12 protein-coding genes are annotated in these 12,858 nt (G+C 61.2%); 9 read left to right on the forward strand and 3 right to left on the reverse strand.

The features are described 5' to 3' along the window. On the forward strand, window positions 1-1,431 hold the full coding sequence (locus tag ACSQ87_RS14035) for a cbb3-type cytochrome c oxidase subunit I (protein ID WP_223430102.1): 1,431 nt from the start codon (window positions 1-3) through the stop codon (window positions 1,429-1,431). Between the two features lie 77 nt (window positions 1,432-1,508). Next, on the forward strand, window positions 1,509-3,350 hold the full coding sequence (locus ACSQ87_RS14040; RefSeq protein ID WP_223430101.1) for a nitric oxide reductase activation protein NorD: 1,842 nt from the start codon (window positions 1,509-1,511) through the stop codon (window positions 3,348-3,350). Window positions 3,351-3,525: 175 nt separating this feature from the next. On the opposite strand, the gene ACSQ87_RS14045 is transcribed toward ACSQ87_RS14040, so the two are convergent. Both ACSQ87_RS14045 and ACSQ87_RS14050 read right to left on the reverse strand, forming a co-directional pair. Beyond that, window positions 3,526-3,714, reverse strand: coding sequence for a protein DnrP (locus tag ACSQ87_RS14045; protein WP_263288539.1), 189 nt, complete (start codon window positions 3,712-3,714; stop codon window positions 3,526-3,528). Between the two features lie 5 nt (window positions 3,715-3,719). After that, complete coding sequence (locus ACSQ87_RS14050; RefSeq protein ID WP_046046537.1) at window positions 3,720-4,403, reverse strand: Crp/Fnr family transcriptional regulator; 684 nt, start codon at window positions 4,401-4,403, stop codon at window positions 3,720-3,722. Between the two features lie 482 nt (window positions 4,404-4,885). Here ACSQ87_RS14050 and ACSQ87_RS14055 point away from each other — a divergent pair, with 482 nt between their 5' ends. Further along, window positions 4,886-6,076, forward strand: a complete 1,191-nt coding sequence (locus ACSQ87_RS14055) for an NnrS family protein (RefSeq protein ID WP_223430099.1) — start codon at window positions 4,886-4,888, stop codon at window positions 6,074-6,076. Window positions 6,077-6,101: 25 nt separating this feature from the next. Continuing rightward, window positions 6,102-6,542, forward strand: a complete 441-nt coding sequence (locus ACSQ87_RS14060) for a CopD family copper resistance protein (RefSeq protein WP_033059055.1) — start codon at window positions 6,102-6,104, stop codon at window positions 6,540-6,542. Between the two features lie 75 nt (window positions 6,543-6,617). Here ACSQ87_RS14060 and ytfE read toward each other — a convergent pair whose 3' ends face one another. Further along, window positions 6,618-7,292: an iron-sulfur cluster repair protein YtfE gene (gene ytfE, locus ACSQ87_RS14065; RefSeq protein WP_046046535.1), complete on the reverse strand. Its 675-nt coding sequence runs from the start codon at window positions 7,290-7,292 to the stop codon at window positions 6,618-6,620. 156 nt (window positions 7,293-7,448) lie between these two features. Here ytfE and norR point away from each other — a divergent pair, with 156 nt between their 5' ends. The 5 genes from norR (at window position 7,449) to ubiU (ending at window position 12,848) form a co-directional block, all read left to right on the forward strand. Further along, on the forward strand, window positions 7,449-8,978 hold the full coding sequence (gene norR / locus ACSQ87_RS14070) for a nitric oxide reductase transcriptional regulator NorR (RefSeq protein ID WP_223430098.1): 1,530 nt from the start codon (window positions 7,449-7,451) through the stop codon (window positions 8,976-8,978). Between the two features lie 88 nt (window positions 8,979-9,066). Beyond that, window positions 9,067-9,714, forward strand: a complete 648-nt coding sequence (pdxH, locus tag ACSQ87_RS14075) for a pyridoxamine 5'-phosphate oxidase (protein ID WP_223430097.1) — start codon at window positions 9,067-9,069, stop codon at window positions 9,712-9,714. A gap of 229 nt (window positions 9,715-9,943) precedes the next feature. Then, window positions 9,944-10,498: a molybdenum cofactor biosynthesis protein B gene (gene moaB, locus ACSQ87_RS14080; protein WP_046052662.1), complete on the forward strand. Its 555-nt coding sequence runs from the start codon at window positions 9,944-9,946 to the stop codon at window positions 10,496-10,498. Next, on the forward strand, window positions 10,495-11,730 hold the full coding sequence (locus ACSQ87_RS14085; RefSeq protein ID WP_223430096.1) for a molybdopterin molybdotransferase MoeA: 1,236 nt from the start codon (window positions 10,495-10,497) through the stop codon (window positions 11,728-11,730). The genes moaB and ACSQ87_RS14085 overlap by 4 nt, the downstream gene beginning before the upstream one ends. Window positions 11,731-11,852: 122 nt before the next feature. Further along, complete coding sequence (gene ubiU, locus ACSQ87_RS14090; protein ID WP_150655791.1) at window positions 11,853-12,848, forward strand: ubiquinone anaerobic biosynthesis protein UbiU; 996 nt, start codon at window positions 11,853-11,855, stop codon at window positions 12,846-12,848. Window positions 12,849-12,858: the final 10 nt, after the last annotated feature.

Below are 12,858 nucleotides of genomic sequence, written 5' to 3' on the forward strand. Positions count from 1 at the left end.
ATGAGCATTGCTAATCCGCATCTGAAATTCGCCTCGCAAGCCGTGGCCAAACCGTACTTCGTGTTTGCACTGATCCTGTTTCTCGGTCAGATACTGTTCGGTTTGATCATGGGCCTGCAATACGTGATCGGAGACTTTCTGTTCCCGATCATCCCCTTCAACGTGGCGCGGATGGTGCACACCAACCTGCTGATCGTCTGGATATTGTTCGGCTTCATGGGGGCTGCCTACTACCTGATTCCGGAAGAGGCTGACCGCGAACTGCACAGTCCGAAGTTGGCGATCATCCTGTTCTGGGTATTCGCCGCCGCTGGCGTGCTGACGATCCTCGGTTACCTGCTGGTGCCTTATGCCGGCCTGGCCAAGCTGACCCACAACGAGCTGTTGCCGACCATGGGTCGGGAGTTCCTGGAGCAGCCGACCATCTCCAAGATGGGCATTGTGGTGGTCTGCCTGGGCTTTCTCTACAACATCGGCATGACCTTGCTCAAAGGGCGCAAGACCACCGTCAGCATGGTCATGATGACCGGGCTGATCGGGCTCGCGGTGTTCTTCCTGTTCTCCTTCTATAACCCCGGCAACCTGGCCCGCGACAAGTTCTACTGGTGGTGGGTGGTGCATCTTTGGGTAGAAGGCGTGTGGGAACTGATCATGGGTTCGATGCTGGCCTTCGTCCTGATCAAGATCACCGGTGTGGACCGGGAGGTCGTGGAGAAATGGCTTTACGTGATCATCGCCATGGCGCTGATAACGGGGATCATCGGTACCGGTCACCACTTCTTCTGGATCGGTGCACCTGAGGTCTGGTTGTGGGTCGGTTCAATCTTCTCGGCACTCGAGCCGCTACCCTTCCTGGCGATGGTGATATTCGCCTTCAGCATGGTCAAGAACCGTCGGCGGGACCACCCGAACCGCGCGGCCACGCTGTGGGCCAAGGGCACCACGGTCACCGCCTTCTTCGGCGCTGGCGTCTGGGGTTTCCTGCATACCCTGGCACCGGTCAACTACTACACCCATGGTTCGCAGTTAACGGCGGCTCACGGTCACCTGGCCTTCTACGGTGCTTACGCAATGATCGTGATGACCTTGATCAGCTACGCCATGCCGAAACTGCGCGGGCTCGGCGAAGCAGCGGACGAGCGTTCGCAGCAACTCGAGATCTGGGGTTTCTGGTTGATGACCCTGTCGATGGTAATGATCACGCTGCTGCTCACCGCTGCCGGTGTCGTGCAGATCTACCTGCAACGCTGGCCAGTGGATGGCGTAGCGTTACCGTTCATGGCCACTGTCGATCATCTGCAAGTGCTGTTCTGGGCTCGTCTGGGCGCCGGTCTCGGTTTCTTCGCAGGGCTGCTCTGCTACCTGTCCAGCTTCAAGCGGCGGGTGCCAGTGGGGATCACTGCGACTGCCGCCTCCGCTGTTCGTTCGTGAGTCAATAACAACCTGAAGGAAGACGGCCCGGCTGGTACAGCGGGCCGTTTCACATTGGTTTTCAGAGGAAAAAAACCATGGCCTTTACCGTCGAACTGGAAGAGTGGGTCGGCAGCGTCTGGCATCGCTTTATCACCCGGCGCGCCAGCCCGGACTTTCCCGAGGCCCGGGTCGAACTGATCCACCAGCAGCGACCGCTGGCGTTGTTGTTTCGCGCCATGGGTGGCGCCAATGGCGTCGGCGTGGAAGCCGCCAGCGACCGCGATCTGTTGTTGCGGCGCAACGTGCTGCAGCAGATCGCCGGCACCTGCAAGCAAGTGCCCTTGGCGTGGTGCGACGAGACCAACCTTCGTCTACCGTCGAGCCTCGCGGTGTTTCCTGAAGTCGCGCTGAACGAGGAACTCTATCGTTGGCTCGCGTTGTTGGCGGCCCAGGCCGGGCAGATGCGTCATTGGGGGCGGGACAATCAACGCTGGACGCAACAGCTGTTGCGGCGCTATCCCGCGTTGCGTGCCCGGTACAAACGTTTGGTCGATGCCCATCTGCAACTACGCCCGGATCCGGCAACATTGAATCCCGGTGAAGCGGCCTTGGAACGAGCGTTATGCCAGGCGCTACGCGAGCCGGGCAGTGTCGAACATTTCCCTCGCAGCGAACGCGCGGCGTGGCCGCTGCCGCTGTGGTTGTACCCGCCGCAAAACCTCGCCAGCCCGCAGGCGGCCGACCTCGGTGACGAGTCGGAAGAGTCGCTGACGACTCCGCCCGGTGAGCAGAAAGGCGGGAGCAAACGTGCCAAGCGGATCGATGAAGGCAGCCGCGACGGCGGGTTGTTAATCGTGCGCCTGGAGAACCTGTTCAGCTGGACCGAACACGTCGACCTCGATCGCTGGTCAGACGACAGCGAAGACCCGGACGCCGCCAGAGTCGCCGAGGACCTGGACGAGTTGAGCCTGTCGCGCACCCGTCTGCGCAAGGGTGGCGGCCTCAAGCTGCACCTGGATTTGCCGCCCGCCGATGTCGACGATATTCCCCTGGGCGAAGGCATCAAGTTGCCGGAGTGGGATTACCGCAAACAGCAGATGCAGGACAGCTTCGTCAATCTGCAAATGATGGTGCCCCGCGACTGTGAGGCGCAGCCACTGCCACCACGGCTGAAGGCCTCGGCGCACCGTCTGCGCCGCCAGTTCGAGCACCTGCGCAATGACCGTCAATGGCTGCGCCAGCAACCCCAAGGGTCTGAACTGGACATGCAGGCCTGGCTGGATTTTCACGTAGAACGCGAGCATGGCCAGTGTGCGGAGCGCGGTCTGTTCATGGAACAACGGCAGACGCGCCGCGACCTGGCGTGCCTGTTGCTGGCCGATGTGTCGATGTCCACTGACGCGCACTTGAACGATGAGCATCGGGTGATTGATGTGATCCGCGACAGCCTGTTGCTGTTCGGCGAAACCCTGTCGGTGCTCGGTGATGATTTCGCCCTGTATGGATTTTCCTCGCTGCGTCGTCATCAAGTGCGCATGCAGGAACTCAAGTCCTTCACCCAGCGTTATGACGACAACACCCGCGGTCGCATTCAAGGGCTCAAGCCGGGTTATTACACGCGCATGGGTGCCGCAATTCGCCAGGCCACCCAATTACTGGGCAAGAGCAAACGCCGCAGCAAACTGTTGCTGCTGCTGACGGATGGCAAACCGAATGATCTGGATCTGTATGAGGGGCGCTACGGTGTTGAAGACACCCGCGAAGCGGTGCTGGAGGCGCGGCGCCAGGGGTTGACGCCGTTCTGTATCACGATTGATCGCGAGGCCGGGGATTACCTGCCTTACATGTTCGGCGCCAACGGCTACACCTTGATCCGCCAGCCCGAGCAATTACCCCTGCGCTTGCCGCAGTTGTATCGCCAGTTGACCCAGCCGTGATGAACACGGTCTGTAGCAGCTGCCGAGCCTGCGAGGCTGCGTTCGGCTGCGCAGCAGTCGTAAACCCTGAACCCGCGGTTTAACTGATACACCGCGGTGAATGGTTTTACGACTGCTTCGCAGCCGAACGCAGCCTCGCAGGCTCGGCAGCTGCTACAGGGGGTATGTGTGGGGATCAGACGCTGCGTGGCAACCAGAAAAACATCGTCACGCAGAAGATCGTCAGGCCGATGCAGAACCACATGAATCGGCGCAGCCGGCGTTCCCCCGCCTGTGCGGCGAATGCCGGCAGGGGCATGCCGCATTGGCGGCACTCGGTTTCTTCTGCGGGGTTTACGTGCTGGCAATACAAACAGACGGGCATGGCACTCACTCGAACTGTTCCAGGCGCAGACGATCGAGAATGGCGATCTGGCGGCCGTCCTGGGTGATGATTTTTTCATCGATCAGGCGACGGATGATCCGCGAAAAGGTTTCCGGCTGGATCGACAGATGCCCGGCAATCAGTTGTTTGGCCATCGGCAGTTCGAATTGGCTGTCAACGGTTTGCTGGCGCACCAGCTGCGTCAGCAGATAACGCACGACCCGGTGGGTGGCGTTTTTCAGGGACAGGGTTTCGATTTCGTTGACCCGTTGGTGCAGGCGAACGCAGAGTTTGCCGAGCAGCGCAAAGGTCAGTCGGCTATTGCTCTGCAGCAGGCGCATGTAGGTGTTGTTGGATAACCGATAGAGCTGAGTCGGGCAGATCGCTTCGGCCGAGGCCACATAGTTCGGCGTGTCCATCAGCATCATCGCCTCGGCGAAGGTTTGCCGGTCGCCGATCACCTCAAACACTTTCTCCTGCCCATCCGGTGTCAGTCGGTAGATTTTCACCGCCCCGGCAATCACGAAATAGAACGAGTCTGCCGGCTCGCCCTGGCGGAATAACGGTTCGCCCTTGTCGATGCTCAGCAAGTGGCTGGTACTCATCAATTCATCCAGCTGTTCTTCGTTCAACGGCTCGAACAAGTGATGACTGCGCAGAATCTGGTGATGGACGCGATGAAGCACCATAAGAATTCATCCTGAGGATTGAGGAGGGGGTGGCGATCAAGTCAAACGAGGCCCAGCGAGACGCCGCTGGCCAACGCCAGAACCGAGGTCAACACCACAAACCAGGCCAGTGGCTGGATGACTTTTTTCATGACGACTCCTGGGGATCGAGAAGGATCAAGGTTTCTTTGATGCTGAAAGCTTGAGCAAGACGCGGGCCATGCCTGGAGGCCTTTGTTTATTGGGGTTGTCAGATAGGAGGGTAAAAACGACCACAAGGTTTAGGGTTTAAATAACCATTAAATGGTCATTTGTACCCTGATCCAGACACCCCTGTGGGGCAAGTCCCCTCACCACAGGGTTCGAATGAGCAAGGGCACGCCCCTTGCACACTTGATCTGCGACAAAGGCAATTGATCGCCAATACCCGATCATTGCCCCCGGACTTACTTCGACGCGTGCGGGTTTGCGTCAGGTCAGCAGCAAGGTAAAGGAGTGGCTTTATGCAAGTGCTCGACCGCCGTAAAGCGATGGCCATCGCGCCGCTGTTACGTTTGGCCTTTCGGCCATTTTTCCTCGCCGGCTGCCTTCTGGCAGTGCTGGCCATTCCAGTTTGGCTGGCCGCCTTCAGTGGTGCGCTTTCCGGCTGGCAGCCGGCGGGTGGCTGGCTGGGCTGGCATCGACACGAATTGTTGTTCGGATTCGGCTTGGCGATCATCGCGGGTTTTCTGTTGACGGCGGTGCAGACCTGGACCGGACGCCCCGGCCTCAGCGGGCGACCCCTGGCAGCGCTGGCGTTGCTGTGGTTATTGGCGCGCGTGGCCTGGCTGGTCAATGCACCGTTGCCGGTGCTTGCGGTGCTGGAATTGGCGTTCCCGCTGGCGGTGGCCGCGCTCATGGGTTTCACCTTGTGGAAGGTGCGGCAGAAACGTAACTACCCGATTGCGGTGGTGTTGCTGTTGTTAGCGGCGGCCGACGGGTTGTCCCTGTACGGCCTGGTCGAAAGTCATGAAGGCTGGCAGCGTCAAGGCGTGCTGACCGGCCTCTGGCTGGTGGCGGCGATGATGGGCTTGATCGGCGGGCGCGTCATTCCGTTCTTCATCCAGCGTGGCCTCGGCAAGGTTGAAGGCGTTACTCCTTGGCCGTGGCTGGATTGGCTGCTGCTGATTGGCTCTCCTCTTGTGGCGTTGTTGTATGCCGCCGGACCTGCGCTTGAGCCCAATCTCGTGGTGGGCCTGTTGTTCGCCGTGTTGGCCGCCGGGCATCTGGTACGCCTGGTTCGCTGGCATGATCGCGCCCTCTGGCACGTGCCGTTGCTGTGGTCGTTGTACCTGGCGTATGCCTGGTTGGCGGTGGCCTGTCTCGCAATGGCACTGTGGCATTTCGGTGTGTCGATCAACCCGAGTCTGGCGGTGCATTGCCTGACGATCGGCGCCATGGGTGGCCTGGTGTTGGCGATGATCGCACGGGTCAGCCTGGGTCATACCGGCCGCGCGCTGGAGCCGCCGTCGGGCATGACCCTGGCGTTCATTCTGCTCAACCTGGCCTGTCTGAGCCGGGTCGTGTTGATCCTGTTCTTTCCCCTGCCTGCATTGTGGCTGGCCGGCCTGTGTTGGGCGCTGGCGTTTGCGCTGTACGCCTGGCGCTATGGGCCGATGCTGCTGCGGGCCCGGGTGGACGGTCATCCGGGCTAACCACGTGAACTGATGGAGGCTGCCGGTGTTATATCCCTTTTTACTGGTCACCCACTTGCTGGCGGCGATTGCCTTCATCGGCACGCTGTTTTTCGAGGTGGTGATCTGGCACCGCGCCCGTCAGCAGTTGGCGGATACCGCGCAAACGACCGCAGATCAAGCGATTGCAGTGCGCTCGCGCAAGGTGCTGCATGGCGTGGTGTTGCTGTTGTATGGCGCCGGCATCAGCCTGGCGTGGCAGCACCGGGGCGTATTGAGTCAGCCGCTGGCCAGCAGTTTTGGCACGTTGCTGAGCCTGAAGATCGTCCTGGCGCTGAGCATCATCGGCCATTACTTCCTGCTGGCGTACTGGCTGAAAAGCGCACGACTGACCACGACCCGCGCCAGCTGGATTCGCCGCAGCATCCTCGGGCACATGGTGTTGATCGTGATCCTGGCCAAGGCGATGTTCTATTGGCACGGTTGATCGCCCGCCGTCCCTGACAGACAAAACCCGCGTCAACCGGTGGGCTGGCGCGGGTCGGGTGTGAGCGGCAATCAATCAATGACGACGGTTCAAGGCATTAACAAACAACACGTTGTTTTCCAGATGGATGTGTTGCATCAGGTCATCACGAAACTCCAGCAGCCCACGATACAGGGCACGCCAGGTGTTACAGGCATCGGCCGGCGGGGTGATGTTGTTGGTCAGCGCGAGCAGCCTCTCCAATGCTTCGCCATGTTGATCATGTTCAAAGCGCAGCACCTGGATCGGCGGCGCGGCCTGAGGGCCGATGCCCTGTTGCAGCATCGGGAAGAGCACTTGTTCTTCCTTGAGCATGTGGCCTTCGAGTTCTTGTTGCATGTCGGTCAGCAGATCGGCCAGGCCGTTGGGGCAGCTGCTGCGCGCACCATGGACCTGCTCGACGCGACGGGCCAGGCGGATCAGTTCCGGCAGTTGCTCGCGATGGCGGGCGTGGTAGCGCGCCAGAAGATGGGCGATCAACAGCTCCGACGGTTCGTTGCGCCAGTCGTGTTGGGTTTCGCCGGTGTCTTGCAGCTGGTGCAGTGCATCGGCGATCAGGACCGGATCGAGGTCTTTGCCAGCGGCCGCTTCACGCAGGCTTTTATGCCCGCCACAACAGAAGTCCAGTTTGAAGGTGTGAAAAATCCGCGTGGCGCCGGGAATGTCGCAAGCCAGTTGGCCGAGGCTTTGTTCCAGTAGGGTCAGGCTCATCAGGGGGTTCCTTGTTTGGATTTCAACGGTTCCCCAGGCTCATTGCATCCGGCATGCCATATTTAACGTATTGAAAGATATGACTTATTTTTTAGTTGTGGTGATAGGCACCCGGACGCTTTAGGGTGAATCCAACCATAGAGGGTAATAACTACCATGCTGCGTGAAAGCCTGGCGGCCGACCTGATTGTCGAGTTGCCCAATGCTGTGCGGTTGCAACGATTGGTCCAGACCCTGCGTGAGTACTTCAACAGTGGCGCCGTGGGATTGCTGCGTCTGGATGACGACAGTCTGAGGCCGGTTGCGACGGTGGGGCTGGTGCATGAAGCGTTGGGCCGTCGCTTCGTCATCGCCCAGCATCCGCGGCTGGCGGCGATCATGGCGTCGCGCGAACCCACCTGGTTCGAGCCCGACAGTCGCCTGCCGGATCCTTATGACGGCTTGCTCGACAATCACGTCGGCGAACCGCTGCCGGTGCATGACTGCATGGGCGTGAGCCTGTATGTGGAGGGGCGGATCTGGGGCGCGATCACCCTCGATGCGCTGCACGCCGGAACCTTCGACAGCCGTGCGCGGGAAGAACTCAAGCGCTGCACCTTGCAGATCGAAGCCGCCGTGCGAGTCACCCGGCTTGAGCAGGAAAACCGCAGCTTGCGTCTGTCCCGCAGCGATCCCCAGGATTTGCGAATGCCCGTCGAGGAGGGCGAGATCCTCGGGCAGAGCGAGGTGCTGCATCAGTTGCTCAATGAACTGGACGTACTGGCCGACTCCGATCTGCCGGTATTGCTGTTGGGCGAGACTGGCGTCGGCAAAGAGTTGTTCGCCCGGCGCTTGCATCGTCTTTCAAGGCGCCACCACAAGCCGCTGATACACGTTAACTGTGCCGCCTTGCCGGAGTCTCTGGCAGAGAGTGAATTGTTCGGCCATGTCAAAGGCGCGTTTTCCGGCGCCACCAGTGACCGTGCCGGACGTTTCGATGCCGCCAACGGTGGCACGCTGTTTCTCGATGAAGTCGGTGAATTGCCATTGGCCGTGCAAGCGAAGTTGCTGCGCACCCTGCAGAACGGCGAGATCCAGCGCCTCGGCGCCGACAAGCCGTTGCATGTCGATGTGCGAATCATCGCCGCGACCAACCGGCACCTGCCGGACAGCATCCGCGACGGCCTGTTTCGGGCCGATCTGTATCACCGGCTCTCGGTGTACCCGGTGCCGATCCCGCCGCTGCGCGAGCGGGGTAATGATGTATTGATGCTGGCCGGGCATTTCCTTGAACTCAATCGGGCACGGCTCGGCCTGCGTGGCTTGCGTCTGTCGCCGGCGGCGGAGCGAGCGCTGCTGACTTACAGCTGGCCGGGCAACGTGCGCGAGCTGGAGCATGTGATCAGCCGAGCCGCGTTGAAGCAGCTCAGTCGCGGCACGAGTCGCACCCTGATCATGACGCTGGAACCCGAGATTCTGGACCTCGACAGTGCCATGGGCGGGCAGGGCGCGGTCGTCGAAAGTCCCCTGGACGTGATGGCTGATGAGCCGTTCCAGCCCTTGGGTGAAGCGGTCGACGATTACCAGCGCAAGAAAATTCTCCAGGCCTTGAGCCTGTCCGGGGAGAACTGGGCCAGCGCCGCGCGGATTCTGGAAGTCGATCCCAGCAACCTGCACAAACTGGCTCGGCGTCTGCGCCTCAAATAAGGCTGGGTGTGCTCAGTGTTGATGGTGATCAAGGTGGTCTTACGCAGTGCATAGCACACTGGGCAGAACCTTTTTGGAGATCACCGTCATGCCCCTTTCCCTGGCACAGATGCGCCGCAACTACACCCTGTTTGGCCTGCAAGACGAGTCGGCACTGGACGACCCGATGGCGATGTTCCGGCAATGGATGCAGCTGGCCCGCGACACCGAACGCGCGCCTGTCGAAGCCAACAGCATGATGTTGGCGACGGTCGACAGTGAAGGGCGCCCGCACTGCCGGGTCCTGCTGCTCAAGGGCTTGAGCGATGAAGGCTTCACCTTTTTCGGCAATTACCAGAGCGACAAAGGCCAGCAACTGGCTGCTAACCCGCATGCCGCCATGACCTTTTTCTGGCCGGGGCTGGAGCGTCAGGTGCGTATCGAAGGCCAGGTCTCCAGGCTCGACCCGACGCTGTCGGATGCATACTTCGATTCCCGCTCACAAGACAGTCGCCTGGGCGCCTGGGCTTCACCGCAAAGCCGGCCGCTGGCCAATCGGGCCGAGCTTGAGTCGCTGTTGCTACAAACCACCCAACGTTTTGCCGGCAAGACCGTGCCGCGGCCCGAGCATTGGGGCGGCTACTGCCTGCACCCTGAGCGTCTGGAGTTCTGGCAGGGGCGTGCCGACCGCTTGCATGATCGTCTTGATTACCGTTTGCGCGATGGCGTGTGGCAGCGAAATCGACTGGCGCCTTGAGACCGATCGGGGACAGTGTGGGAGCGGGCTTGCTCGCGAATGCGGTGTGTCAGTCACCATTGATATTGCCTGACACACCGCATTCGCGAGCAAGCCCGCTCCCACAGGTTTTGTGTGGCCTGTACATTCTGCTTATGTCCCCGTGGAGGTACCTCCTTGGAGGAATAGGCTCACTGCGAATTCCGGTTCAGGCTTTGTCCCATACCCTCATACACGGGAAGGCTTGGATATGGCCCATCTGGCGCAACGCACGTTTGAACCCTTGAACATTGCCGTGCTGACCATCAGCGATACGCGCACCTTCGACACCGACACCTCGGGGCAGACCCTGACGGATTTGCTGCAAACGGCCGGGCATGTATTGATCGATCGTGATCTGGTCAAGGACGACATCTATCAGATCCGCGCCAAGGTCTCCCACTGGATCGCCGACCCTCAGGTTCAAGTGATACTGATGACCGGCGGCACCGGCTTCACCGCGCGCGACAACACTCCGCAAGCGGTTTTGCCATTGCTGGACAAACACGTGGAAGGCTTCGGTGAATTGTTCCGTCAGGTGTCCCTGGCGGAAATCGGCATGTCCAGTCTGCAGTCACGGGCATTGGCCGGCATGAGCAACGGCGTGCTGGTGTGCTGCGTTCCGGGTTCGCCGGGCGCGTGTCGAACCGCCTGGAACCAGATCCTGCTCGAACAATTGGACAGCCGCACCGGCCCGTGCAATTTCGCCCCGCATTTGAAACCGCAAGCACAGCGGGTCATCGACGCCTGCGAGACACGCTCATGACCGGCCGGGTGTGCGACCTCGGCAATCTGATGCCGGTGGACGAGGCCATCAGTCGTCTGCTGGACCAGGCACCGCCGCCGCCCCTGGCGCAAAAGATCGGACTGGATCAAGCCTTGGGGCGGGTGCTGGCGGCGGACATTCATTCCCCTGTCAACCTGCCGGCCTGGGACAACAGTGCCATGGACGGTTACGCCCTCAGGGTCGCTGACCTGCCACCGGACGGTGGCTGTTTGTTGATTGGCGGGCGAATTGCGGCGGGGGATCAGGCGTGCTCGCCGTTGCTCGCGCAGCAAACGGTGCAGATCTTTACCGGTGCGCCATTACCGCCGGGTGCCGACACGGTGGTGCCGCAGGAGCGCTGTCGGATCGATGGCGAACGCGTCTGGTTTCCGCCCGTAAACGCCGGTGATCACGTGCGCAAGGAAGGTGAGGAGGTTCGCCGGGGAGATCTTTTGCTCCAGGCCGGTAAACGCCTGCGTGCGCAAGAAGTGGGTTTGCTGGCCGGCGCTGGCATTGCGCGGGTCGAGGTCTACCGCCCGTTGCAGGTGTGTTTGCTCAGCAGCGGCAATGAACTGCGTGAGCCGGGCGATCCATTGGCGCCCGGGCAGATTTACAACAGCAATCGTTACTGCCTCGCGGCGTTGTTGAGCGGTTGGGGCGTCGAGGTGCACGACTATGGCGTCATGGCCGATGAGTTGGCCGCCAGCCGGCATGCCTTGAGCCTGGCGTCTTCGGAGTGCGACCTGCTGTTGAGTTCCGGTGGCGTCTCGGTCGGCGAGGAAGATCACCTCAAACAGGCCATCGAGGAACTCGGCAGCCTGGATTTCTGGCGGCTGGCCATTCAGCCGGGTAAACCGCTGGCCTTCGGCGAAGTGGCCGGCAAACCGTGGATCGGCATGCCGGGCAATCCTTCGGCGGCGCTGATTACCGCGTTGGTGGTGGTGCGTCCGTTCCTGCTCAGGGCCCAAGGCGTGAAAGACGTGTTGCCGGTGCCAATGGCCGTGCCCGCCGGATTCGACTGGTTGCAGCGCAACAAGCGTCGGCAGTACCTGCGGGCACGGTTGACGCCGGGTGCTGACGGCCAGTTGAGCGTGGAGCTGCACCCTCAGCAAAGCTCGGCGATGTTGACCGCCGCGTGTTGGGCCGACGGGCTGGCGGTGATCGAGTGCGAGCAGCAAGTACTCAAGCACGACAACGTGATGTTCCTGTCCTTCGCCGACCTGATGCATTGATGGCAATTGATTGCCGTCAAGGCTCTGGCTGCCGGTCTCGCTAGACTGGCAGCGCCTTTTTCGATCGCTGCGCCACAGGCATCGATTGAGGGTCGAGACGCGTTTTTCCATGAGGATTACCCATGCAACTGGTCTGCCCGGCAGGGAACCTGCCTGCGCTAAAAGCGGCGGTGCGCCAAGGCGCCGATGCCGTTTATGTCGGTTTTCGCGATGACACCAATGCCCGGCATTTCGCGGGGCTGAACATGGACGACAAACAGTTCGACGCGGCGGTCGCTCACATCCGTCAGCATCAACGCAAACTCTACGTCGCGGTCAACACCTACCCGCAACCCAAGGGCTGGGAACGCTGGCAGCGGGCGGTCGATCGCGCCGCCGATTTCGGCGTGGATGCGCTGATCGCCGCCGATCCCGGCGTACTCAACTACGCCAGCCAGCGGCATCCACAGCTGGCGTTGCACCTGTCGGTCCAAGGCTCGGCAACCCATGCCGCGGCGCTGGAGTTTTATGCGCAACGCTACGGGATTCGTCGCGCGGTGCTGCCACGGGTGTTGTCGTTGGCGCAAGTGCGCCAGGTCGCCGCGAGCAGTCCGGTGCCCATCGAAGTGTTTGGCTTCGGCAGCTTGTGCATCATGGCCGAAGGGCGTTGCCATCTGTCTTCCTACATCACCGGCGAGTCGCCGAACCTCTGTGGCGTCTGTTCGCCGGCCAAAGCGGTGCGCTGGAGCGAAGACGCCGAAGGCTTGAGCGCACGGCTCAGTGAAGTGCTGATCGACCGTTACACCCCAGACGAACCCGCCGGTTATCCGACCCTGTGCAAGGGCCGTTTCCTGGTCGGCGGTAAACGCTTCCATGCGCTGGAGGAACCCACCAGCCTCGACACCCTGGATTTGCTACCGGAATTGACGGCCATCGGCGTTGAAGCAGTAAAAATCGAAGGCCGGCAACGCAGCCCGGCCTATGTCGAACAAGTCACCCGAGTCTGGCGCGCGGCACTGGATGCCCATCGTGGCTCGCCGGGCAGTTTTCGGGTCAAGGAAGAATGGCGTCGGGTGCTGGCCGGTTTGTCCGAAGGCAGCCAGACCACCCTGGGTGCTTACCATCGATCATGGCAATGAGGGAGGCGAC

The sequence above is a fragment of the Pseudomonas sp. LjRoot277 genome (assembly GCF_964253845.1).
Taxonomy (GTDB): domain Bacteria; phylum Pseudomonadota; class Gammaproteobacteria; order Pseudomonadales; family Pseudomonadaceae; genus Aquipseudomonas.